At 53.0% G+C, this 23,372-nt stretch carries 20 protein-coding genes and 1 pseudogene; 6 read left to right on the forward strand and 15 right to left on the reverse strand.

Annotated features, from left to right (window positions below; genetic code table 11):
* The 3 genes from B7989_RS08880 to B7989_RS08890 are packed head-to-tail and all read right to left on the reverse strand — an operon-like array spanning position 1 to position 5,768.
* The gene (locus B7989_RS08880) at positions 1-4,104 is read right to left on the reverse strand and encodes a C25 family cysteine peptidase (RefSeq protein WP_233144337.1); all 4,104 of its coding nucleotides are present in this window, start codon (positions 4,102-4,104) and stop codon (positions 1-3) included.
* Positions 4,105-4,143: 39 nt separating this feature from the next.
* Entirely contained in the window at positions 4,144-5,019 is an 876-nt protein-coding gene (locus tag B7989_RS08885) for a hypothetical protein (protein ID WP_088628155.1), read from the reverse strand.
* Positions 5,020-5,042: 23 nt separating this feature from the next.
* Positions 5,043-5,768, reverse strand: coding sequence for a hypothetical protein (locus tag B7989_RS08890; RefSeq protein WP_233144338.1), 726 nt, complete (start codon positions 5,766-5,768; stop codon positions 5,043-5,045).
* Positions 5,769-5,789: 21 nt separating this feature from the next.
* On the opposite strand from B7989_RS08890, the gene B7989_RS08895 reads away from it, so the two are divergent.
* Positions 5,790-6,281 (forward strand): peptide chain release factor-like protein, encoded by a 492-nt coding sequence (locus tag B7989_RS08895; RefSeq protein ID WP_088628157.1) that lies wholly within the window; start codon positions 5,790-5,792, stop codon positions 6,279-6,281.
* Positions 6,282-6,425: 144 nt separating this feature from the next.
* Positions 6,426-7,664: a lamin tail domain-containing protein gene (locus B7989_RS08900; RefSeq protein ID WP_088628158.1), complete on the forward strand. Its 1,239-nt coding sequence runs from the start codon at positions 6,426-6,428 to the stop codon at positions 7,662-7,664.
* Here B7989_RS08900 and B7989_RS08905 read toward each other — a convergent pair.
* On the reverse strand, positions 7,661-8,116 hold the full coding sequence (locus B7989_RS08905) for a hypothetical protein (RefSeq protein WP_088628159.1): 456 nt from the start codon (positions 8,114-8,116) through the stop codon (positions 7,661-7,663). The genes B7989_RS08900 and B7989_RS08905 overlap by 4 nt on opposite strands.
* Positions 8,117-8,216: 100 nt before the next feature.
* Between B7989_RS08905 and typA the strand changes: the two genes are divergently transcribed.
* Positions 8,217-10,049 carry a translational GTPase TypA gene (gene typA, locus B7989_RS08910; protein WP_088628160.1) on the forward strand — a complete coding sequence of 611 codons (1,833 nt, stop codon included), beginning with the start codon at positions 8,217-8,219 and terminating at the stop codon, positions 10,047-10,049.
* Between the two features lie 152 nt (positions 10,050-10,201).
* Here the strand turns inward: typA and B7989_RS08915 are convergent, their stop codons facing one another.
* The 9 genes and pseudogenes from B7989_RS08915 to radC all read right to left on the reverse strand — a co-directional run bounded on the left by B7989_RS08915 (position 10,202) and on the right by radC (position 19,261).
* On the reverse strand, positions 10,202-10,945 hold the full coding sequence (locus tag B7989_RS08915; protein WP_088628161.1) for a hydroxymethylpyrimidine/phosphomethylpyrimidine kinase: 744 nt from the start codon (positions 10,943-10,945) through the stop codon (positions 10,202-10,204).
* A 13-nt stretch (positions 10,946-10,958) separates the two neighbouring features.
* Positions 10,959-11,708 (reverse strand): MgtC/SapB family protein, encoded by a 750-nt coding sequence (locus B7989_RS14345; protein WP_369829055.1) that lies wholly within the window; start codon positions 11,706-11,708, stop codon positions 10,959-10,961.
* 129 nt (positions 11,709-11,837) lie between these two features.
* Positions 11,838-12,266, reverse strand: a pseudogene (locus tag B7989_RS14350) (MgtC/SapB family protein); the annotation flags it as partial.
* A gap of 70 nt (positions 12,267-12,336) precedes the next feature.
* Complete coding sequence (locus B7989_RS08925; RefSeq protein ID WP_144265009.1) at positions 12,337-14,052, reverse strand: GGDEF domain-containing protein; 1,716 nt, start codon at positions 14,050-14,052, stop codon at positions 12,337-12,339.
* Positions 14,053-14,538: a dihydrofolate reductase gene (locus B7989_RS08930; protein ID WP_088628164.1), complete on the reverse strand. Its 486-nt coding sequence runs from the start codon at positions 14,536-14,538 to the stop codon at positions 14,053-14,055.
* Between the two features lie 20 nt (positions 14,539-14,558).
* Positions 14,559-15,371 carry a thymidylate synthase gene (locus B7989_RS08935; RefSeq protein ID WP_088628165.1) on the reverse strand — a complete coding sequence of 271 codons (813 nt, stop codon included), beginning with the start codon at positions 15,369-15,371 and terminating at the stop codon, positions 14,559-14,561.
* Positions 15,372-15,390: 19 nt separating this feature from the next.
* Entirely contained in the window at positions 15,391-15,630 is a 240-nt protein-coding gene (locus B7989_RS08940; protein ID WP_088628166.1) for a hypothetical protein, read from the reverse strand.
* Between the two features lie 81 nt (positions 15,631-15,711).
* Positions 15,712-18,393 carry an OmpA family protein gene (locus B7989_RS08945; RefSeq protein ID WP_088628167.1) on the reverse strand — a complete coding sequence of 894 codons (2,682 nt, stop codon included), beginning with the start codon at positions 18,391-18,393 and terminating at the stop codon, positions 15,712-15,714.
* Between the two features lie 163 nt (positions 18,394-18,556).
* Positions 18,557-19,261, reverse strand: a complete 705-nt coding sequence (radC, locus tag B7989_RS08950; RefSeq protein ID WP_233144339.1) for a DNA repair protein RadC — start codon at positions 19,259-19,261, stop codon at positions 18,557-18,559.
* Positions 19,262-19,373: 112 nt separating this feature from the next.
* On the opposite strand from radC, the gene B7989_RS08955 reads away from it, so the two are divergent.
* Positions 19,374-20,207 (forward strand): S1 RNA-binding domain-containing protein, encoded by an 834-nt coding sequence (locus B7989_RS08955; RefSeq protein WP_088628168.1) that lies wholly within the window; start codon positions 19,374-19,376, stop codon positions 20,205-20,207.
* A 50-nt stretch (positions 20,208-20,257) separates the two neighbouring features.
* Here B7989_RS08955 and B7989_RS08960 read toward each other — a convergent pair whose 3' ends face one another.
* A complete protein-coding gene (locus B7989_RS08960; RefSeq protein ID WP_233144340.1) occupies positions 20,258-20,989 on the reverse strand; it encodes an OmpA family protein in 732 nt (243 codons plus the stop codon).
* Positions 20,990-21,074: 85 nt separating this feature from the next.
* On the opposite strand from B7989_RS08960, the gene B7989_RS08965 reads away from it, so the two are divergent.
* Together B7989_RS08965 and B7989_RS08970 are read left to right on the forward strand one after the other, a co-directional pair.
* Entirely contained in the window at positions 21,075-22,133 is a 1,059-nt protein-coding gene (locus B7989_RS08965; protein WP_088628170.1) for a hypothetical protein, read from the forward strand.
* Positions 22,134-22,181: 48 nt separating this feature from the next.
* A complete protein-coding gene (locus B7989_RS08970) occupies positions 22,182-23,132 on the forward strand; it encodes a YihY/virulence factor BrkB family protein (RefSeq protein ID WP_233144341.1) in 951 nt (316 codons plus the stop codon).
* 71 nt (positions 23,133-23,203) lie between these two features.
* Here the strand turns inward: B7989_RS08970 and B7989_RS13990 are convergent, their stop codons facing one another.
* On the reverse strand, positions 23,204-23,359 hold the full coding sequence (locus B7989_RS13990) for a hypothetical protein (protein WP_158212888.1): 156 nt from the start codon (positions 23,357-23,359) through the stop codon (positions 23,204-23,206).
* Between the last annotated feature and the right edge of the window lie 13 nt (positions 23,360-23,372).

Raw genomic sequence — 23,372 nt, forward strand, 5'->3', positions numbered from 1 at the left:
TTACCTCGAAATCAGCAGTTTTTGTTTTTTAGTCCAAGTCTTCTTGCCAAACTTGTCGTTAGCAGACACGGTGCTGCGGACCACATAGTGGTACAGACCGTTAGCAAGCAGGCGTCCGTGATTGTCGTGGCCGTTCCAGTGCGTCACGCCCGAAACCGCATTCTTGATCACGCGAACCAGTTTGCCATTCTGGTTGTAGATAAAGATGTCGACCTTGCTGTCGCGATCTACAGCCAAATTCTTGAAGTAGAAGGTGGTGCCTTTCTTGCCCATCGGATTCGGCACGTTGAATACGTCGGCAAGGCCAGATTCCATGTCGTCCGTGATTTCAAGATTCAAGGACTTGACGGCGATGTTGTCCAAAACGTCCTTCGCAAACACCTTGAATTCGTACTTGCCGGCAGGATACTGTTCTGCGCTAAAGTTCATGCGCACCTTGGCACGCTTCGAAGTCTGTTCCAAATAGGGCCACGGGTGGAACGGTTCCTGCACGCCCACGACTTCGAACGAAATACCTTCGTCAGCCTGTTCCCTAAAGTCAAGCGCCGTAGAATCTTCTACAATCACCTGCAGGCAAGCAGGGGCCTGCAATTTGACCGTTTCGCCATCGGCAAAGTCGGTCGCTACACCGCCGCCGTAGCAAGACTGAATCTGGATAGAAGGCGGGAGCGTGTCATTCAGGGAATCGGCGTAGTCCGAAATACCGCTAATTACCAAGTTCCTGAGCCAAGAACGGCCCACGGCGCTTTCGTTCGGGGAATAAGCCCAGGCGCTGAATTCAGCCGTCGTATCGCCAATCGAAATCTTGCGCGGTGTCACGAAGTCGGTCGCAAAGCGGCCTCCCTTCACCGGGACCTTTTCGGAATAAACCAATCCACCGTCGTAGAACACGTTAACGGAATCGTCGTTCACTTCGAGCGACATTCTCTTGTTCGTGCGACCTTCGCGCAGAATCAAGTCCACGTAACCGTTGTCTAGGCCTTCCACGGAACCCGAAAGTTTCACATGGTCAAGCGCCTTGACAGAATCCAACGGAGTGTCCAAAGAAATCTTGAATTCGCTACTCGGCATGCGAATCACCGGTTCACCCAGAAGCACATAGCGTTCGTTGTTGAAACGCTGGCGTTCATACTTCATGCTGACAGCACGCTTGGTTTGCAAGAAGGCACTACCAATAGTTTCGCCGGTTTCACGCAAGGAATTCAGCAAGAGGTTTGTTCCGAAGTTGGAATTGTATTCGGCAAAGGTTTCACGCGTCGCACCAATGGAGACGATAGAACCGGCATCTGCCTTCAGCAAGAATTCTTCGGAAAGGGAGCGGGCGTTGCCTTCGTCAAAACGGCCCACCGTGCAAGAGAACGAGCCCAGAATCGTATAGCGGCCCTTGTTCGTCAGCTTTACCAAGTAGCTCGGCTTGAGCAGGCCTTCGCTTGCCCAGTCGGTCTTGGAGCCGTGTCCAAAGTACGTGGTAAACAGGGCGCCCTGATTCAAGATATTCAGGAAGTCTTCGGCGGCATCTTTCTTTTGGCCAGCCGCATCTTCAGCATAATCGAGCAAGTAAATCTTCTTGAAGTTCCAACGTTCCTTCTTGTTCACGGCCATGCTATCGATAGCGCGCACCAGGTTTTCCTGGTACAAGGTATGCTTGGTCACGTCATCCATACCGCTGTTACGGGCATCGTCTGCCGTATGCAGCAAAGTCGAGCGCCAGTCGGAATAGTCCATGACGCCTTTCTTTTCGTAGTCCTTGGCCTTTTCGATATAGCTTGCAAATTCTGCCACCGTCGCCACCGGGAGTCGACCGACGGCGACATCCAAATCGTACGTGCCATAGGGAGCCACTTCGCCAGAGTCGAGAATGCCGAAGAAGTCTTCGATGACGCCATCTTCCTTTTCGAACGGAGGAAGCACCGGGACACCGTATTTCTTGTTGATGTCGCGGTAGTCGAAGTGGCCTGCGCCAGCAAGCAACACGTAGCGGAAATTCGGGCACACGGAATAAACGTAGGCGATGTAGTTGCGGATTGCAACCGGCGACATGCGGCCACCCGTATAGCGGTTGTAAATGTCTTCGGCCACCACCACCGAGGTCGCAAACGTTCCCACAGAAGAGCCGTCGTTACGGAATTCGGCGAGCTTTTTCGCCTGGTCCACGAATTCGGCCGGCGTGATAATCAGGTATTCAAGCTTGGAATTGGGTCTCGAAAGATCCTTGAGCACACCATCGCCATAGTTGGCAAGGCCCTCGACCTTCAAGCCCGAGCGGAACACGTTTTCCTTAACGGCAATGTAGCGCACGTCTTCGCCAAGGGTAACGCTGTCCTTGGCGACGCCACCGGCAGCCGTCAAGAATCCGACCGGACGCATGTTCGAGAACTTAAGCACCTTGGTGTTAGACGGAACAGGCACGTTGATAACGCCCGAAACCGCACCGCCTGGCAAGAGCCATTCGGCAGAATCGACAGCCGGCGTCCACTGGTAAGCAACAGAATAGCCGTCAAAGCGGTCAAACTGTCTGGGCGACGGCAACATTTCAAGTACATACTGGTTACCGTCTTCAACAAGACCCGGATTATCAATACGGAAGTTACCGCCCGGCAAAAGTTCGGTGTCGGTATATTCCACACGAACACCGTTGATTTCCATCGCGAAGTAAATGGAATCCATGCGCTGCTTATAACCGGCAGACGAAAGGGTCAAGTTTGCACGCTGGTCGTGGTCCACCACTGCAGCAGTCGCCCACACCGAGCGATGCGGGAAATACGAAGCCGACACATACTGCTTACCACCAGGAACAAGCCCGGGCAACTGCTTGGTCGTCTTCATTTCAAGTTCAGAAGCCGGAACCGTCGTAGTCTCGAGACGGCTATGCCACAGCCAGTACCATTCCTTACCGGTTGCCTTTTCCCAGTCCAGTTCCTTACCAAAGTAGGTATCGCGCAAATCCATTTCTTTTTCGGCGCGCACGTAACGCAACCAAGCAATGTCCTTACCGTTACCTGCAGGGGCCGCCACCGTCTGGTTAAAGCGCATGCCCTTGCCGGTCTGCTTGTAGCCCAGCAAGAACTTCTGGTAGAACGAATACGGGGAGTAAGAATGGAAGTAATCCATCTTGCCGTTCACAAAGAACTGATCTTCGCGGTCGCAACGTTTCCAGAATGCGCTACCGTAGCCAATGAACACAATAGAGTCGCCGCTATTGAACAGGTTATCGGGAGCGCTGCTGGCTGAGCCGTATTCCGATGCGGGCGTATGGTCGCGAATTTCGATGGGAATTTCAAAAATCTGGTTCGGAATGCGACCGCTTGCGCCAGGAGCCATGTCGGCCAGCGTATCGGGCGATGCACCGTAAACGCGAATCCATTCTACCGGAATGCCGTCCAAATCCTTGGGGTTGGGTAGGGCATTTCGAATCGCGGTATAGCTCACCGCATACAGGCCGTCTTCGCTATTGGTCGCCACATTCTGGTCGCCCACGCTAAAGCGGGCAAGGAACGTCGGCAATTCACCGTCTGCCGCCTCGGAACGCAAGGCCTTGATAGCCTTCGCCTTCGAAACGCCAAAGCGTGAAGCCGCCGCCGGGTTCTGCACTCTGGAAAGGGCTCGCTTGCCCGGATTGACTCCGTTAGTAGAACCGTTAAACTGAACCTTCAAGCGGAAATTCTTGCGCAGCGAAACCGACGAGCCATTCTTAACGTAAAGCGGCACGCGAATGTTGGTCATCCAAAGACCGTCGCGAAGCACCGGTTCCGAAACATCAATCGAATATATCCAAGAAGCATCCGTACGAATATCGCGGTGTTCGGCACACAAGGGGGCTCCCAGCGGAACCGTCTTGGTGTCGCTTACAGAAACAGTCGGTTTCTTGTTCGTGGGCAAAGCCACCCAATAATGCCTAAAGGGCATATCGTGCTTTTCCAGATAGGTCGCATTTTCGGGTTTGAATTTAACCCCAGGCAAACCGGTAGAATCACAAGGATGAATACTAGATTCAAAGACAGCATCATCCAGAACGTAACGCGTCCTGGAATCTTCGACCACGCGGGCAAACGAGCAGATTGCCCCCAAGGCCACAAAAAGGGTAATAAGTACTTTGGGCTTCACAATCCTAAAATAGCAAATAACGAAAGCCCCGATTATGGATTACTTGCGAATTTCTAATTCCGAATAGCCATTTCCATTCGTTCGGAATTCAATCGATTCTCCGGCAGGCGTTGTCGCCTTGAAAAGCCTAAAGAACGAGGGCGCCACGCCGCGTACAAGGATAGCTTCAAGCTCGGCGCGCTTGATCATGAATTTGGCGTTCCAGGCCGGCATATACCAGTGCCACGGCTGCCAATTGAACACACCCCTGACCGACTGCACAAAGGCCCTGAGCATCAACGAATATTCGTACTTGAAGTAGTCTTCGTAATCGGTCAGAATCGAATTCTTTTCGGCAGGATCCTTGGTCGCATAATCGGCCACCATGAACAACGGATCTTCACCCTTCTTTTCGTAAGAAAAGAGCATGCCCGACGGCAAAAGTTTCACCTTCAGGTTATCCTTGTCGCGGTGCACATATTCCTTGTCCGAAACCTGCCTGTAGTCGCGGAAAACCACCTCGGGGTCAAGCACCGGATTAATAGAAAGCGGTACCGGCTTTGCATCGAGCGAAGGCAATTCATAGAACAGGATGGTTTCGCCTTTTCCCTTGGGGAGCAACACGGCAACCAGAGGCTTCGTGCGTTCGGTAATCACCCACACCATTTCGGGCTTGTTCGTTCCCTTGAGCATGGGGTCCAGAATTCCCATAAGCGCAGGGTCTTTCACGCCATTCACGTCCCATTCCATCCAGGTTCCCGTACCGCCTACGGAATCGAGCGTCGCAAAAAGGCGTTCGCCGCTAAAAGCGGTCTTCGATTCTACAGCGCCTATCACCTTGGCGGAACCCGCCGTGTAAGGCTTACCCTTGGGTGCGGCCCAAAGCACCGAACTCAAACAAACTAACGCAACAAGAGAAATCTTCGAAAACTTCATTTTAGGCACAAGAATTTTATCCACTAGAAGCCAATGGGTTCGCAAAGGGAATCATCAAGTCTCGAATACGTCATGTGGTATTCGCGGTCGAGCCAGTAGAGAGCCAATTTCTTGTTGCTCCAGCTCTTCTTGACGGCAGTGGCCTCAATGCCCTTCGTAATCAGGGGCACGGTTTCGACCAGGTCCAGTTTCCAGGACTTGTCATCCCATTCAAAGATCATGATCGGCACTTCGGGGCTCTGTTCCAAGCCAATACTTCCGCGGTCGTTCTTGATTTTCATGGGGCCCAGTTTCAGCTTGGTAAAGTTATGAATGATTCCCGCCTTGGACATGTAGAGCCAAAGCATGCGGTCTTCGGGCACCTGCCACAGGTGTTCGCGTTCGTAAAGGCGGTAAAGCAGAATCGAATAGATTTCGTAGAACTGGCAGGTATCGAGTTCGGCGGGGCCATAGGTCATGGCATGGCGTTCCAAAGTATCGAGCCAGTATTCCGAAGAATCCGTCAGCATGGCGTAAAGGTCGTCGGCCGGCGTATCTTCGCGAATGGCGACCAAGAAATTCTTGAACATGGATTCGAGCATGGCCTGCTTGTCGTATTCGCGGTGTCCCACCTTTTCGTTCTTGATTTCAGCCGATTCGCCAAGAGTGGCATCCACCAAGGATTCGTTGCGCGGGTCGTTAGGATCTTTGGCATTCGAAGAGCCCGCACAAGCCGAAAAGAATACGCTCGCCCCAATTGCAAGGGCCATAACAATTGTATTTTTAAGAGTATGCATCGCGATACCTATTTAAAAATGACGCTTGATGAACTGCTCCGCGCTTGTTCCCTCAAGGGGTTCCAAGGCTCTGGCCCTGGCGGACAGCACCGCAACAAGACCAATACCGGAGTTTTGCTCACCTTACGGGATTTTAATTTAGAAATCAAATCGTGCGAAGGCAGGAGCGCGCACGAAAACAAGGTGCATGCATTACACCGAATGCAAATGGCTCTCGCCCTGCAAGTCCGCGAAACGCCCGCAAACCCCGAAATGCCCTTCCCCGGCAGCAACGGGCACCTGCAACCTTCCAACCCCTTGTTCCCGCTATTCGTGGCCCACGTCTTTGATATCATGGCCACCAAGAACGGTGACACAAAGGCCGCGGCAGCCGCATTCAACCTGACTCCGAGTGCGCTCGTGAAGATTTTGCGACAAGACAAGGCCTGCGCCACCAAGCTGCAAGGAAACCGCAAGCAAAACGGCCAGAAAGCGCTAAAGCTCTAGGGTTTCCGGCACTTCGTTCCACCCCCGCAATCGCTGTTAACAAAATTTTACAGCAAAGTTTCCCAAAAAACAGGGGTTAAATCAGACACTTTTGCCCAAAATGGCGTGTTAGTAAATAGGACCACTCAACCAAATGGAGGTATTATGAGTCCTATCAAAACGAAACACGCAAACATCGCCACCGCATTCCTGTGCGCTCTCGCCCTCTGGAACTGCAGCAGCGACACCCACGAGACCAGCGCCACCATCAGCAAGTCGGGCACGGCATCGGTCGCGCTCCGCCTGCAGTACAACACGCCGCCCCTCTTGGACAGCCTGGTGCTGGACTGTTACGGAGCCGACACGTTGCACTACGTGCATTCCGCCGACAGCGCGCTCTTTAACATGGACCTGTTCCCCAGCGACAACTGGACGTTCAAGGCCAAGATCTATGCGAACGGTGCGCTCATGCAAATGGGCGAACTCTCGACTAAGTTGGAAGCAGGCGCCATCGCAGACATTCCGATCCAGATGCACCCCATTGTGGGCTTCGTGGTGGTCGAGGTACCTATCGGCCTCAGGAACGAAAGCGGTATCGAAAGCGGAACCATGACGCTTGTTTCCGAAGACGAGCGCTACGAAATCCCCATGGAAGAATCCACGGGCAAGCTCCTCTTCAAGAGCGGCATGCTCAAGCTCGGCGTTGAATACGAAGTACAGATTTCCCTGTTCGATGCAGACGGCAACGCCATCTACGACTTGAGCGACAGGTTCCTGCTCACCGAAGACAGCCCGGTGCCCGACCTCTCGCTGAATTCGCTCCGCAGTAAAATCGCAGTCTCCGTAAAGCCCGCCGACGAGCGCAACGTGTCCATCACGCTTGCCCTCCGCGCCGCTTTCCGCAAACCCAAGGTCGACGACTTGCTGATTACGGAATACTACGCAGCGCCCAACGCCAAGGATAGCACGCAGTATGAATTCGTTGAAATCTACAACGGGAGCATCGACACGCTTATCCTCGACGACTGCACGCTCGGACTCGGGAGCGCCACCAGCATCAAGCGCTACGCCCTCACCGCAAGCGAAATCTTGCCGGGCAAGGTGCTTGTATTAGGCGATGCCGCCTCCGAAAACACACCCGCCCTCCACATCAATACCGATGGTTGGAGCGCCATGTCCAACAGCAAGGGCGCCGTGGTGCTGCAATGCGACGGAGAAACCCTCGATTCCCTGTACTACGCAAGCGCTCCTGACTCGCTGCATAGCAACGTGGTACCCGCGGTCGGTTCGGGTAAATACAATCAAAGTGGCCAACTGAACGTTGACCACTGGAACATGCGTTCGGATTCCTCGGCGTGGTGCCTTACGACTCCCACTCCGGGCGAACTGAATTTCTGTAATTAAGCGTGAATCTGCGTATTAGCGCGTTCAACGTCAAACAGCCTGCGCAGTAATTCTGTGCGGGCTGGATCGCGTTCTTCAGCAAGAGTCAACGGACCCATGTTCAGGGCCACCAGAATGGAGCCCGGATAGTTGTTTGCGCTCTTGATGAAGTCGCTAGAAGAAACGCCTTCGGTGTAGAAGTCGACAACGAAAGTATCCCAGTCGTCATTTTCGAGCTGTTCCTGGGCTTCAGCCTCGGTCTTTACAGCCTTGATGGTTGCACCCACCAAAAGGTCGGTCAGCACGGTCAGGCAAGCTTCGCGATGGGAATCGTCTTCTTCCCAAATCAGGATACGGCGGTCGCTATAATCACGAACCACGGGAGTCTGGGCTAGGGAGTCCTCGGAATCGAACTTCTCGAGGGCGGCTTCGTCCATTTCTTCATCGTCAAAATTGTCGAGTTCTTTTGCCATAGTAGCCCAAATATAGTAAACTTGACCCCAAAACATTGCCATAATCGGCTAGAATTTCTAAATTTGCGCGCAAAAATAAACGTCAATCAAAAGAGCCATTATGGATACATCTAAAATCAGAAACGTCGCCATTATCGCCCACGTTGACCACGGTAAAACTACCCTGGTGGACCAGCTCCTCAAGCAGTGCGGAACCTTCCACGAAAACGAAGAAGTGAACGAACGCGTGATGGACTCCGACAACCTGGAACGTGAACGCGGCATCACCATCCTCTCCAAGAACACGAGCGTCATGTACAAGGGCTATCGCGTAAACATCGTCGATACCCCGGGGCACGCCGACTTCGGCGGCCAGGTGGAACGCGTTCTGGGTACGGTGGACGGTGTGATTCTGGTGGTGGACGCCTTCGAAGGCCCCATGGCTCAGACCCGTTTTGTGACCCAGAAGGCCCTTGAAATGGGACTTATTCCTATCGTCGTGGTGAACAAGATCGACCGTGACGGCTGTAACCCGCACGGCGCCCTCGACAAGGTGTTCGACCTGTTCTGTGAACTCGACGCCAACGAACAGCAGCTGGACTTCGACAAGGTGTTCGGTTCTGGCCGTAAGGGCATCTGCAAGGCCGAAATGGAAGACCCGGATGGCGACTTCCACATTTTGATGGACAAGATTATCGAACGCATCCCGGCCCCGAAGGGCGACCCGAATGCAGAACCGCTTCTGCAGATTGCCTCCCTCGAATACTCGGGCTTCCTTGGCCGCTTGGCCGTGGGCCGCGTGCAGCAGGGTACCTTCAAGCCGAACATGACCGTTGCCCAGGCTATGACCGACGGGAAGGTCAAGAACATCCGTATCCAGAAGATTCTGCGCTACGAAGGCCTGACTCCGCAGCCGATCGAAGAAGCCGGTCCGGGCGACATCATCTTGATCGCCGGTCTCGACAACTTCGACATCGGTGATACCCTTTCTTCGACGAACAATCCGGTGCACCTCCCCCGCATCCACATTGACCCGCCGACCATTTCTATGCTCTTCACCGTGAACACCTCGCCCCTGGCCGGTAAGTACGGTGGAAAGTTCATGACGGGTAACCAGCTCCAGGAACGTCTGGAACGCGCCCACATGGCTGACCCCGCCCTCCTCGTCGAAAAGGTCGACGGCGCTTCTACCTTCAAGGTGTCCGGCCGTGGTATTTTGCACCTCACCATCCTCGTTGAAAACATGCGTCGTGAACTCTATGAATTCACCATCGGTTCTCCCCAGGTGATCTTCAAGAACGACGAAAACGGCAAGCTCCTGGAACCGATCGAAGAATTCAAGGTCGAAGTGCCGAGCGAATTCAGCGGTGCCTGCATTCAGGAAATCAACACCCGTAAGGGCGAAATGGTCAACATGACCACCGACGAAAACGACCGCGTGACTCTCGAATACCTCGTTCCGAGCCGTGGCCTTATCGGTATCCGTCCGAAGCTCCTTTCCCTCTCCAAGGGTTACGCCATCAGCCAGTCCATCTTCAAGGACTACGAACCGTACAAGGGCGAAATTCCGGCCCGCGTGAACGGCGTGCTCATCGCGAAGGAACCGGGCGAAGCCGCAAGCTATGCCCTTTCCAACCTGGAAGACCGCGGTTACCTCATCATCGGACCGGGTGCCGAAGTTTATCCGGGCATGATCGTGGGTGAACACAACCGCGACGTCGACATCATCGTGAACGTCACGAAGGGTAAGCACCTCACCAACATGCGCTCCAAGTCCGCTGACGACATGATCCAGCTGACTCCGTACCGCCGCCTGACTTTGGAAGAATGCGTCACCTTCATCAACGAAGACGAATGCATTGAAGTCACGCCGGAAGTGCTGCGCCTCCGCAAGACTGAGCTCGACCCGATCAAGCGCAAGCAGCTCTCCAAGCGCCCGGCTGAAGAGGATTAATGACTAGGGAGGAGGAAATCCTTTCCCCCTCCCTAAAACCCTCCCTGCATTAACAAACATTCGTTTGTTAATGAGTGCCTTCGGCACGGAGAAATTCATAAAAATTTTAAGGCACTCTATCGAGTGCCTTTTTTGTTTTGTAAAGGGGAAATCTAAACCAAGAACCCTAAGCGACCTTCACCGGTTTGCAGGTATTCGTTCATGTACTGCTTGGCGATTTCGCAGGCGGTAGGCACATCTTTACCGAGCGCCACGTTTGCAAGGATTGCGGAACTGAGCACGCAACCGGTGCCGTGCTTGCCTTTACCGGGGAGCCTCGGGCTGATAAACTTGAACTGTTCTTCGTTATACCACAAGGTATCGATCGATTCCTTGCCGCGGGCATGGCCTCCTTTCAAAAGTACGGCAAAGTCGCGGCCCATCTTAATCTGCCCGCGGGATTCCGCAAGTCCCAAACCCAAGTAGGCAAATTCATCTTGGTTCGGCGTCACCAAGTCAATAGACTTCATAATCGGCAAGAATTTTTCGGCATCGCGCATAAAGTGGAACCCAGCGCTTGCGCTTGCAATCGGGTCCCACACAATGAATGCATCCGGCGACTTTTCACGGACAAATTCCACAATACGCTTTAAGGTGCGGGCCTTTTCCACAAGCCCGATTTTCACGTACTTGAACTTATGTTTTTTAAAGAGCGTTTCGAGTTGCGCCTCGATGCGGTCCCAAATGACCCAGCCGGGCGCCACGAATTCTTCTTCGTTCTGTTGCGTGAGCGCCGTGCAGACAGCCTGGCCGTACACGCCAAAATGCGCCATCGTCTTGATGTCCGAGATAAAGCCCGCCCCGGCAGAGCCGTCAAAGCCCGCTACCGTCAAAGCGTGAATCAATTTTTCACCCATACCCTATCCTTTTTTATAAGACCGCGTAATAGCCAATTAAACCTGCCGTCACCAAACAAATCAAAATCACGGCAGGCAATATCGGACGACGCATCGCCTTTGCTCCCAAGAAAAACACCAAGCCACCCTTCGTGATTGTATTGGCGAGGCTTGCAAACAACAACGCCAACACCAATTCACGCACCGGGAGCCCGGCCTTCAAGTTCATATCGATTACCGAGAATGCCACCGCATCCATCTCGGCGGCACCGCCCAAGAAGCTGCAAGCCAACAAGGCGCCTGCCCCCAGGTAAACGCGGGCCGCATTCGCGACAAACATCACGCAGGTAAAAATCACGCCAAACTTGATCGCGGGCAAAAGCTTGAACGGGTTCGAAAAATCAGACGATTTCTGCCGATGGTCGCGGAATTCACGAATCTTGAGGAACAGCGCATACCCGAGTGCCGGCACCACGGGCAGCAACAACGGCAGCGCAAGCGGTTTCGCAAGTGCGCCACTCAAGAAAATACAAATCAGGTACAGGCGCACATACATCACCGCCCAGCTCAGCACAATACCAAGCGTAAAGTCCGATGCGTAATCCTCGTTTTCGCGGCTGCGGCCGGCCAAATTCAAGGTCAAAGCCGTACTGCTGGCAAGCCCACCCAACAAACCCGTAAGCCAAATGCCTTTGCCCGGCCCCACAAGCTTAATGAGCACGTAGCCCACAAAACCGATACCACTAATGAATACAACGAACAGCCAAATCGTATGCGGGTTCAAAACTTCGAGCCCCGCGGGGCCGTAAGCCTGGTTCGGCAAGAACGGCAAAATCAAAGCCGAAATTACCGCGAACTTGACCGTCGCCAAAATATCTTCTTTCGAAAGCTTCTGCGCAAAAGTATGCAACTGCTCCTTGGCCGAAAGCACCCAGAGAATCACCACCACAATCACGCAAGATTCTAGCAATCGCCCGTACCAGCAAATGCCGCCGAGCAAGTACACAATCACAACCGCCACGCTGGTGGTAATACCGTCGCCTCCGGGCAGGTGCACTCCGGAAGGATCTTCATGCTTACGGTGACCAATCGCAAAAGACACATGCATGGCCATCAAGAGCATGCCCACGACAACAAATCCGGTAATAAAAGGCGCCACATCGCCCATCTGGTCCGAAAGCAGAGCCGCCATGGCACCTGCGAGCCCCACAAGGGTAAACGTACGAACACCGGCCGGATGCCTATCCGACTGGTCGTAGTAAGTGTGCTCGCGCTGCAGGCCAATAATCAGGCCAATGCCAATCGCAGCCGCCAAACGATAAAACACGTTAAAGTCAAGCATGTCTTTAATATATATTAAAGACACGTCGCGGGAATCAACCTATTTGCGAAAATATGCAAAAAAGTGAGTTTTAGAACCTGGCGAGTTTTGACTTCATCTTCGCCTTCATGGCGTACATGCGTTCGTCAGACAGGTGGTAAACCTTTTCGGCATCAATATGGGTTTCTTCGGCCATGCTAAAGCCGTTCTTCAAGAATTCATGCTTGTAAGCCACGCCGTAGGCCACTTCGAGTGAAATCGGCAAGCCTTCGCTGCGTTCTTTCTGCAAGTCGGTCATCTTCTTGACAGCATCGTTCACGTCGGCCACGTGTTCGCTGCGCACAATCGCCAAGAATTCGTCGCCGCCCACGCGAATGGCGGTACCCACCCCCGCAAAAGCCTCATTGAAAAGGCCGGCAAAGACTTTAATGAGTTTGTCGCCTTCGTTATGGCCATACTTGTCATTCACCGCCTTCAGGCCATTCATATCGATACTCACAAAGGCGTAGTCGCCAAAGCTCTTGTCCAGAATATCGAAAATTTGCTGGCACTTGGCACGGTTATAAAGCCCCGTCAAGGCGTCCAGATAAGCCATCGTCGCCAGCGCCCCCTTTTCGGCGCGGTCTTCCAGAATGTAGACCAAGTAAACGACATAGCTTTGGACCAGCGAAAACACGAAGCCCAGCGTACCCAGCGGGATCCAGGACGATTCCAGCAACGGGTTATCGACGGCAAGATAGCGGGCAAAATTAAAGCGAAGCAAGTCCGCCACCACCATCACCACAAAGAACAAGACGCCGCGAGAAAGAAGCTTTCCGGATTCGTCCATCTTTTTGTTGTAGAGAATGCCGGAATAAACAAAGTATACCAATCCGGCAAATACAACCGCATGGAAAAACACCAGCATTTGCGGGTAGAACAACAAGCCCGTAAAATGAAGGACCGAAGAGATCACCAGGTAAGCCACTTCGTAAACCAGCAGGAACTTCATGACCCAAGTCTTGGCTTGGCTGAGACGCGTCTTCTGCATGTTCCAAAGCAATAGCGTAAACGGGATCGGCGCAAAATAAAGGCAGATATATTCAAGCGTCGTATTGAACGTCAAATTGTAAGACACCACCTGGATCAGTTTCGTATAGCACATTGTCCAGGTGCCAAACGTAAACGACAAAAGCCCGATCATCAACAGGCGGAAATAATTGACACCGTAAATGCGCATGACGGCGCCCACCATAACGGCAAGCAGCCCAAAAAGAATCAGGAATATCCCGATGACAAGCGCAAAAATATGGCGCGAGGAATAATCGCTCACGGCGTATTCTTCGGGCAAAAGTTCATATTTCGAGAAGGTGATTTTCCTGTTGTCTATTTTTTCGACCAGCACAACCTTCAAGCTTTGATGTTCGCCATGGTTCAAGTGGACATAATGGTAACCGCATCCCGGAAACATGCGATCTTTACCATACTCATAAACGCTTTTGCCGTTTTCAAAAACCTCGACAGCGCTATGCACCGTCCGGAATCTGAAAATCGGGTGCGAAAGCGGGTTCGCAGAAATCCTGCCTTCCAGGATCAACGAATCACCACTCATGAGTTTTTCGGGGAACGTATAGTTCACCAAGGACTCTACCCCGGTCTTTTCGCCCTTGTATGTAACGGTCCAACCTTTATCCAGGCGGACACTTTGCGGAGCGACGCCGTTGTAACGAACGGCAATCAAAAAGACGACAAACAGCAAGATCAAAACGACAGTCGAAACTGACGTGACCCAAAGATATTGCTTATGAATTCTATCCGGTTCTACCAATTAACGCTCCCACACCTCGAACACTGTCGGGTAATCGTTCTTTTCGTCGGCTTCGAATTTTTCTTCGCTTACCTTGTGCCAGCCTTCGCCCCATTCAGGGAACAAGACGTCGCCATCGACGTCGGCAAGCACGCGCGTCACATACAGTTTTTGCACCAGGGGCATGGCTTCGCGGTAAACGGCCGCGCCGCCAATAATAAAACATTCTGTTTCGTGGGCGGCGCGAGCAGATTCTATAGCCTGAGAAAGATTGCCGCAGACAACGCAGCCCGGAGCTTCGAAAGCCGGGTTACGTGTGAGCACGTAATTCGTGCGGTTCGGGAGTGGACGTCCGATATCGTCGTAATTCTTGCGGCCAAGCACAATCGAATGCCCGGTCGTAATCGCCTTGAAACGCTTGAGGTCGGCGGACAAATGCCAAGGCAAGTGCCCGTCACGCCCGATCACGTTATTCTGAGAAATTGCGACAATTGCAGAAATCAACATATCTTTGTCTCCCCCTTCGATTACACCGCGATTGGCGCCTTGATTGTCGGCCACGGGTCGTAATCGACCAGTTCAAAATCTTCGAACTTGAATTCGAAAAGATCCTTGATTGCCGGATTCAACTTCATGGTCGGCAACTTGCGCGGCGTACGCGAAAGCTGTTCCTTGACCTGGTCGAAATGGTTGGAATAAATATGCGTGTCACCCAGCGTATGCACGAATTCGCCCGGTTCGTAGTCGCAAACCTGGCAAAGCATCAGGGTAAGCAGCGCATAAGACGCAATATTGAACGGCACCCCGAGGAAGGTATCGGCACTGCGCTGGTACAGCTGGCAGCTGAGCTTACGCTTGCCAGAGGCGCCAACACCGCCCACGTAGAACTGGAACAGGCAGTGGCAAGGCGGCAAAGCCATCTTGTCGACTTCGGCCACGTTCCAGGCACACACCAGGTGGCGGCGGGAATCGGGATTGTTCTTGAGGCTATTCACCAAGTTCTTGATCTGGTCGATGTGTCCGCCATCGGGAGTCGGCCAGCTACGCCACTGGTGGCCATAAACCGGGCCCAGGTCACCGTTTTCGTCGGCCCATTCGTCCCAAATGGTCACCTTGTTGTCGTGAAGGTACTTGATGTTCGTATCACCCTTCAAGAACCACAGCAATTCGTGAATAATAGAGCGCAAATGCAGTTTCTTGGTCGTGAGGCACGGGAACCCTTTAGAAAGGTCATAGCGGCACTGGCGGCCAAACACGGAGCGCGTTCCTGTACCCGTACGGTCAGAACGGTCCACCCCGTTTTCCATAATATCCTTGAGCAGGTCTAAATACTGTTGCATATTGGTAATTTAATAAAAGTTATTCCCCGAATATTTCGACGCGCTTGTACTGTTTCACCTTTTTGTCTTCGGTAACCGCTTTTTCACGCAAAAGGGCATTGACCGCCTGCAAAATCAGGTCTTGGGTATGCTTGGGCACGGGCTTTTTGCCGAGGCGCGCCTTCTGCACCATCTTGTGGTTCAAATTGGCCGGGAGCATTTCCACGAGGTCGTGGTTGGAGGCTTCCAGGGACTGCAAAATTTCGTCGAGTTTAGTCATAATCAAATTTTCTTTTCATAAAATATAAAAAACCTCGACCCACAAAGGGCCGAGGTTCTTGGTTAATGATTTACAGATCGATTACTGCACCAGGTTGCTTTCGCACTGGGTACCGTCGTTATCCGGCGTTACGAAGTGCATTTCGATACGGCGGTTCATTTCGCGGCCTTCGGCAGTGCTGTTGTCATCCACCGGGCAGCTGGAACCCATACCGATAGCCTTGATGCGATCCTTCTTGACGCCCGCCTTGGTGAGCACCTTCATCACTTCCTTAGCGCGGTTTTCAGAAAGCTTCTGGTTGGTCTTTTCCTTACCCACGTTGTCGGTGTGACCCTGGATCACGATCTTCAGATCCTTGTAGCTGTCTTCGTTCACGAGCTTCTTAGCCACGTTCTGGAGGATCTTCTTGGCGTTGGATTCCAAGGTAGCCTTACCGCTCTTGAAGGTCACGCCATCGAGCTTTTCGACAGCCTTCTTCGGGCAGCCATGGCCGTCATCACCCGGTTCATCCGGGCAGCGGTCGATACCGGTACAGACGCTTTCGAATTCCTTCTGGAGCTTCTTGGTAGCAACCCATTCAGAGCAGACGCCGTCCTTATCCGGGTCCGGATCGTCTTCGATCGGACAGCCCTTGTTCCATTCAGGACCAGCTTCGAGTTCGCAACGGTCATAGCCACGGCACATTTCTGCGAACTGGTCAAGCATCTTCTGCTTGGTCACCCACGGAGAGCAGAGGGAGTCGCCATCCGGGTCCGGGCTTTCCATCGGGCAGCCCTGAGCAAAGGCTTCACCGGCTTCAGTCGGGCACTTGTCGACGCCAGAGCAGATACCGTCATACTGGTCGAGCATATTCTTTTCGGTCACCCAAGGATCGCAGAGGCCGTCCTTGTCGGTATCCGGGTTGCCGAGCGGGCAGCCTTCGTTAGTAGCCGGGCCGAGTTCGGTCGGGCACTTGTCGATACCCTTACAAGACTTGTCAATGAACCATTCCTTAGCCATTGCTTCGTCTTCAGCAGCCTTTTCGAAGTAGAAGCCCATCTTCTTTTCGGTCACCCACGGGTCGCAGAGGCCGTCGTTATCGGCATCCGGATCATCCCATGCGCAACCCTTGTTGGCAGCAGAACCGGCTTCACCCGGGCACATATCGTAACCCTTACAGATGTCGGCGAATTCGTTCATGGCGCCTTCGTCAGTCACCCACGGAGAGCAGAGACCGTCACCATCCGGGTCCGGCTGCTTGGTCGGGCAACCGTTGAATGCCGGAGAACCAGCCTGAGCCGGGCAATCATCGATGCCTTCGCAGACATTGGCAAACTTCTTGAGCATCTTCTTCTGAGACACCCATGCGTCGCAAACGCCGTCGCCATCAGCATCCGGATTGTCGAGCGGGCAACCGTCGTCGCCTTCGCCAGCTTCGTTCGGGCACTGGTCAACGCCTTCGCAAACTTCAGCAAATTCAGATTCAAATCCCTTTTCAGCAACCCAGGCATCGCAAACGCCGTCTTCGTCAGCATCCGGATTACCCAGCGGGCAACCCTGATTCAAACGGTGACCGACATCGTCCGGGCACTTGTCTTCGTCATCCGTAACGCCATCGCCGTCGCGGTCCTGAGCCAGCAGGAAGCCGCTCCAGGTGATACCGCCGTAAACGGTGTATTCCGGGTTCACGCGAATGCGGTCAACCCTCACGCCACCCGGACGTTCGCTAGATTCAAGAGTCTGAGCGGTAATGTAGCTGTCGTCGCCCAGGTAGTAAGAAGCACCCATGTGCAGGTCGACACCGACTGGCAGGTGGAACACCAAGGCACCCGTCAACTGCTTCATATCGAGCTTGCCGCTACCATTCTTGATAGAAAGGTTGCAGTTTTCGTTAATGAGTATACCGGCTTCATCAAAGATGGGCATGCAGCGTTCAAAGTCGTCCAGCTGGATATCCCAATAGTATTCCACGAAGATGGACATGAAGTCCATAAAGTAGATTTCAGCGGCAGCACTCATGAATGGGAGTGACATGTAGTCGCTATTCGTGTTATAGCGATAGCCACCGTTCAAGTGCAGCAAGAACGGGAATCCGTCACCACCGTCGAGCTTGCTTGCATCCATCGTGATAGCAAGACCACCCTTAACCATGGTGTTCTTGGTACCGAACGGGAGGGCGGCACCATTCTTCATATTAATATATTCAGGTTCGCGAATCCAGAGGCCCTGCTTTTCGGCATTGGCCGTACCGGCAGTCACACCGCCGAACACGGCGATATCGAACATCTGGTCTTCGGGCAGCGGGAAACGAGCCTTCAAGTCAACCTTGAGGTTGCCCACATAGCCTACCTTCGTGTTCGGAATAGTAGCCGGACGGGTCATATCCCTCGTACCCTGAGCCGGGTCTACATAATAGCCTTCGGCAGACAGCTGGTCGTAGTAAACGGGGATAGTCACGCCCAAGTCAAAATAATGCCAGATACCGATGGCAAAGCCGATGTTAGCGCTTCCGCCCACGAAATCCGCCACAGCCGCATTTTTCAACGCGCCAGTCGCTTCGACTTCGTTCAAGGCACCAAAGCCTGTAGCATCGTCACCCGGGAACATGTCGTTACCGAAAGTAGCATCACCCAAAAGGGTAAACACAAGTTTGGAATGACCAAGGGATTGGGCAGACTGGGTCTTATTCACACCCACAAAGCCTTCCTTGTTGATTGTCTGGGGATGTCCAGCAAAGGCGGAAGCCGCCAACGCAAGGGCAAGACCCATCGCTACCTTATTCATAGCATCTCCTTATAGTGGAAAGCCGACCAAACACGGCTTACCGATTTAACTAATGTAAATATAACTTATTAGTCCAAAAATCAACCCAAAAACGTGCATTTTTTTTGAAATTTAATGAATATCACACAACGGGCTGTTTGTAACATTTTTGTAAGAAGCTGTTTTACGCGGGGTAAAACGTCTTTTCGAACATCCCGGGGTCCATGCGGCAGATGCTGTTAAGCCCCCCTTTGCCCACAATAATATGGTCCAAGACGGGTATTTGGAGCACTCGCCCCGCCGCACAGAGCACACGGGTTATCGCCATGTCTTCTTGGCTGGGTTCCAGCGAGCCCGAGGGGTGATTATGGGCAAAAACGACCGAAACGGCGCGGTCTTCGATGGCCTTGGCGAACGCTTCGCGGGGGTGGACCGGGGTCTTGTTGACAAGGCCCGTGGTCAGTTCATGGACCCGAATCACGCAATTGACCGAATTGAGCGTCACAATCACCAAGTGCTCCTGCGATTCGTATTTCAGGAACGAAAGCCTGCCCAAGAGGTCTTCGGGCGTCTGGATTGGGTTCGATTTATCGCTCAGAATGTAGCGGCTCGAAAGTTCCAGGCAGGCCAGCACCTGCGAGGCCTTTACCTTGCCAAGCCCCCGAATTGCACGGATTTGGGCCAGCGAGGGCACCTGGGTCTGGTTCGAAAGAAAGTCCGAAAGGCGCCTCGACAGTTCAAAAACATTGCAATCCTGGTTCCCGCTCCCTAGAATCAGGGCCAGCAATTCCTCGTTCGTGAGGGCTGCCGCCCCGAATTTTTCAATCTTTTCGCGGGGCAAGTACTTGGGGGGAGTTCTGTCGTTCAGCATCATCATGTTACGGTTCATGGAGTATCCTTTTTTGGGAGGGTTATACTCTCTATACGCCAAATTCAGAAAAAATGTCTGATTTTGCCCCTTATTTTTTCTAATTTTGGTTCAAATTGAACGGAAGGTCCCCATGGAATTAGGCAAATACAATCGCGCCCGAGTAGAAGAAATCATGCCCCAGGGCTATTACCTGGAACTTGAAACCGGCGGCCGCGTGCTTCTCCCCGGCAAAAAAGAAGAATTCTCGCTCCAGGAAGGCGAAGTGCTAGACGTATTTGTCTACATGGATTCCGAAGACCGCCCCATCGCCACCCTCGACAAGCCCTATGCTACCGTCGGCGAATTCGCCGTGCTCGAAGTCAAGGACGTGAACCGCGTTGGCGCCTTCTTGGATTGGGGCCTGAACAAGGACCTGTTCCTCCCCTACAAGCAACAACTCGGCGAACTCAGGCGCGGCGACCGTTGCGTCGTCTACATTCTCGAAGACGAAAAGAGCAACCGCATCGTGGCTACCGAAAAAATCAAGAGCTTTCTGGACCTCGACACCTCGGAACTGCACCTGGGTCAAAAAGTCCAGCTCGCCGCCTACGAAGTCACCCGCGACCATATCGATTTCCTGGTGGACTACCGCTACACGGGCCGCCTCATGGTCACCCCCAATACGCCGCGCATTTACATCGGCGACACCATGGCGGGCTATATCCAGCGCTTTACCGAAGACGGCAAGATTACCTTGAACCTCACTCCCGTGGGCTACAAGGGAATCATGAAGAGCGAAAGCCCCGCCGCCATTATGCAAAAGCTCGAAGAAGCGGGCGGATTCCTGCCGTACGGCGACCACAGCGATCCTGAAGAGATCCGCCGCGAATTCGGCATGTCCAAGAAGACATTCAAGAAAATTCTGGGAACGCTTTTCCGCGAAGGAAAGATTATCCTTTCCGACGACGGTTTCCGTAAAAACTAGTTGGTAGAGCTTAGTTTTTTTTCTAAGCTCTAAGTTCTAAGCTCTAAATTCTATTTATATTCCACCGGGACTTCGTTGTCGTTCAGCACGCAGAGTTCGATGCGGCGGTTTTTCTTGCGGCCGGCCTCGGTCGCATTCGAAGCCTTAGGCTGGCTAGAACCGTAACCGCTTGCCGAAAGGTGCCCGCGGTCTACCCCATGTTCGACCATGTAAAGGAACACCGTGTAAGCGCGCTGTTCCGAAAGCGTCTGGTTAAACTGTTCGCCCCCTTCGGAGCTGGTGTGGCCTTGGATTTCGATACGGGCATCCGGGTTTTTCAAGATTCCGGCCACGGCCTTGTCCAGAATCGCCATGGATTCCGGTTCCAGTTCGGCACTGCCCGCCTTGAAGTTCACGCCGGTCAGTTCCACGCGCGTGTCGTCGAACACCACCGTAAGGCCGCCCGTGCTTGCCGTGGGCGAAACATAAGGAGTCGTACCGCATTCAAAAGGACCGGTCACGCTTTCGCAGTAAATCGTGTAGGTATCTTCGCGCGGAATATGGAACGTCACTTCGCCTTCGGAATCGGTCGTGACCGTAAGCTTGTTCTTGGGGTTGTTCTGGCCCACGAAAGAAAGCTTTTTATGCACCTGCGGCACGTCCTGGTCGTTGGTGTAAGTCACTGTCAGTACAGCATGCGTCCTGTTGGGCAATAAATCGCGTGCAAATGCGGGCGCGACATAAAGATTTACACACAAAACAGCGCTAAAAACGGGCAAAATGCCGAAACGGAACCGTTTCACCGAAAACTCCTTGAAAATCGGGCCGAAAAATAGAAAAATATTTCTAAATTTGGACACGAAAAACAAAACACTCCAAGGAGCAAACATGAAGTTCGGGAAAATCGCAGCGGCTGCACTCGCCATGAGCATTTCCGCATTTGCAGCAGACGCCACTGACAACATGACCCTCAAGGGCAATGTTCAGACCCAGGTCACCAAGTCCATCGAAGACACGGACAACAACTTCAGCAGCGGCTGGATCCGCGCAAACATCGGCGGCCAGTACAAGAGCGATAACCTGGACGGAACCATCATGCTCCGCATTTTTGCCCCGGAATTCGGCAACAAGATCAAGGACGGCGACGGCAAGACCACGAGCTACGACAAGATTTTGGCTGACCTCTACTGGGTGAACTACAAGTGGGCTCTCAACGACGACAACCAGCTGAACCTGAAAATCGGTCGCTGGAAGACCGACTGGTCTCAGTCTACACACTTCGGTACCTATGTCGACAAGGACTTGACCAAGCGCGGTCTCTGGATGCGCGATTACAGCCATAACGCTGTCGAACTCGGCTGGAAGCACGGTCTCAACCAACTGAACGCCATGGTCGCTGCCAAGAACGGCACCGCCAACCAGGGTTATGTGCGTCTCGAAGACGACATGAAGTTTACCTTCCCCCTCGAAGTCAAGGTCGCCTACCGTGCCAACCTGGTCGACGTGGTGCAGAACTCCGCCTACATTACCCACCGTGTGGCCGCCTACGCCAGCTATGAATTCCTCCCGATTCTCCGTGCCTACGGCGAATACGCCTGCGTTTACACCCAGGACGACGAAATCGACCCGAGCGTAGACAACTACCTCGCTCCCGAATCCAAGTATTACCAGCCGGGTATCTATTACCAGCCGTTCTACCTGGGCCTGGATCTCGCCCCGAAGAACAAGTTGGCAAGCACCTTCATCAACCATTTCATGGTGGAATGGGAATACATCAACAAGCGTGACAACCTTTATGGCGCCCCGAAGGGCACCTACGACGACTGGGCATGGACCGTTGCCTATGTCAAGAACGTCGGCAAGTCCAAGATTCAATTCAGCGTCTACAGCGAAAACGAACTGAGCGATGTGGGTCTCGCCTTCCGCCTGACCAGCACCATCAAGTAATTTTTGAGCGTAATGCCAAATTGGTTTAAAAATTTTTCTTGGGAGAGAATGTTCGACTATATTGCCGAACGTTCCGTTACTCCCGTGAAGGTCGCGGTCATTGCCGGCAAGTCGTTCCTGTATTTCCACGGACTGACCCGCGCCGCCGCCCTCACCTACACGACTTTCTTGGCCGTGGTTCCGCTTTTGATTTTGCTGACCTCGATTACGCTTGCAGTCGGATTCGGCAACTTCTTCTCGGACTACCTGCCGCACCTGCTCAGTTTCTTGGACCTTGACTGGCCCGTCGACCCGATTATCACCATCGTGCAGAACGCCGAACACGTGCCTATCGGCAAGCTCGGTTTCATCGGCGCCATGGGTCTTTTCATCACGTTCATCCTGGCCTTCGGTAGCCTGGAGTCGAACTTTAACGTGGTGTGGGAAAACAAGGTGTCCCGCCCGCTCCATAAGCAGCTTCGAATCTATACCCCGCTTCTGCTTATCTTTGCAGGCATTATCGGCCTCTATGCCGGTTTCGTGAACCACATGCAAAGCGCCCTTTCGGTGATTGTCGTGGACGGCCTTCATTTTGACCCGTCAGTCCTCAAGACCCTCATCAACGCATTCTGGTACCTCACGTTCCACGGGGCGTTCCTCTTGGTCATTTTCTTGACCCTGTATGCGCTCCCCGCCAGACCGGACCCCAAGAACTACACCAAGAAGAAGTTGCTCGTCTCTTCGATCGGCATTACCGTTCTTGCATGGATTTTCATCATCATCTACGTGAAGATCCTGATGCTCATCCAGACCATGCTCGTGACCCGTATGTCTATCTTCTACGGTTCGCTGGCCTTCATTCCCCTGATTCTTTTCCTTGTGTTCGGCATTTGGACTATCGTTCTCTGCGGCAATTCCGTGGTGTGGACGATTTGCACTTGGCCCGAATCCAAGGACCGTATATGGAACTGGGAAGGTAGCCCCACCGAAGGCCTGAACATGACCAAGGACCGGTTGTAAAAAACTTTCTATTACAGAAAATCCCTGGACTTGAATCCAGGGATTTTTTTCATGATTAACTTTTGGGTTATCTAGTTGAGTTCAACCGGTTCACCATCTGTCGATGATGATTCTTCAGCGCAATCAACACCTTCGCAACTTCCGCTAAAAAGGACGTTTGCGCGGTAGCCATAATCAAGCACCGTCATTTCCGGCTGCACATAGTTTTTCTTCTGTTCGTTTTTCATAATCTCCTCGTTG

Origin of the sequence: Fibrobacter sp. UWB5 (genome assembly GCF_002210295.1) — a bacterium.
GTDB lineage: Bacteria > Fibrobacterota > Fibrobacteria > Fibrobacterales > Fibrobacteraceae > Fibrobacter.

Excerpts from the sequence above, each read along its gene's own strand:
- B7989_RS08885 (WP_088628155.1), bottom strand. The coding sequence starts at position 5,019 with ATGAAGTTTTCGAAGATTTCTCTTGTTGCGTTAGTTTGTTTGAGTTCG.
- B7989_RS08890 (WP_233144338.1), bottom strand. The coding sequence starts at position 5,768 with ATGGCCCTTGCAATTGGGGCGAGCGTATTCTTTTCGGCTTGTGCGGGC.
- B7989_RS08895 (WP_088628157.1), top strand. The coding sequence starts at position 5,790 with ATGCATCGCGATACCTATTTAAAAATGACGCTTGATGAACTGCTCCGC.
- B7989_RS08900 (WP_088628158.1), top strand. The coding sequence starts at position 6,426 with ATGAGTCCTATCAAAACGAAACACGCAAACATCGCCACCGCATTCCTG.
- B7989_RS08905 (WP_088628159.1), bottom strand. The coding sequence starts at position 8,116 with ATGGCAAAAGAACTCGACAATTTTGACGATGAAGAAATGGACGAAGCC.
- typA (WP_088628160.1), top strand. The coding sequence starts at position 8,217 with ATGGATACATCTAAAATCAGAAACGTCGCCATTATCGCCCACGTTGAC.
- B7989_RS08915 (WP_088628161.1), bottom strand. The coding sequence starts at position 10,945 with ATGGGTGAAAAATTGATTCACGCTTTGACGGTAGCGGGCTTTGACGGC.
- B7989_RS08930 (WP_088628164.1), bottom strand. The coding sequence starts at position 14,538 with ATGTTGATTTCTGCAATTGTCGCAATTTCTCAGAATAACGTGATCGGG.
- B7989_RS08935 (WP_088628165.1), bottom strand. The coding sequence starts at position 15,371 with ATGCAACAGTATTTAGACCTGCTCAAGGATATTATGGAAAACGGGGTG.
- B7989_RS08940 (WP_088628166.1), bottom strand. The coding sequence starts at position 15,630 with ATGACTAAACTCGACGAAATTTTGCAGTCCCTGGAAGCCTCCAACCAC.
- B7989_RS08945 (WP_088628167.1), bottom strand. The coding sequence starts at position 18,393 with ATGAATAAGGTAGCGATGGGTCTTGCCCTTGCGTTGGCGGCTTCCGCC.
- radC (WP_233144339.1), bottom strand. The coding sequence starts at position 19,261 with ATGAACCGTAACATGATGATGCTGAACGACAGAACTCCCCCCAAGTAC.
- B7989_RS08955 (WP_088628168.1), top strand. The coding sequence starts at position 19,374 with ATGGAATTAGGCAAATACAATCGCGCCCGAGTAGAAGAAATCATGCCC.
- B7989_RS08965 (WP_088628170.1), top strand. The coding sequence starts at position 21,075 with ATGAAGTTCGGGAAAATCGCAGCGGCTGCACTCGCCATGAGCATTTCC.
- B7989_RS08970 (WP_233144341.1), top strand. The coding sequence starts at position 22,182 with ATGTTCGACTATATTGCCGAACGTTCCGTTACTCCCGTGAAGGTCGCG.
- B7989_RS13990 (WP_158212888.1), bottom strand. The coding sequence starts at position 23,359 with ATGAAAAACGAACAGAAGAAAAACTATGTGCAGCCGGAAATGACGGTG.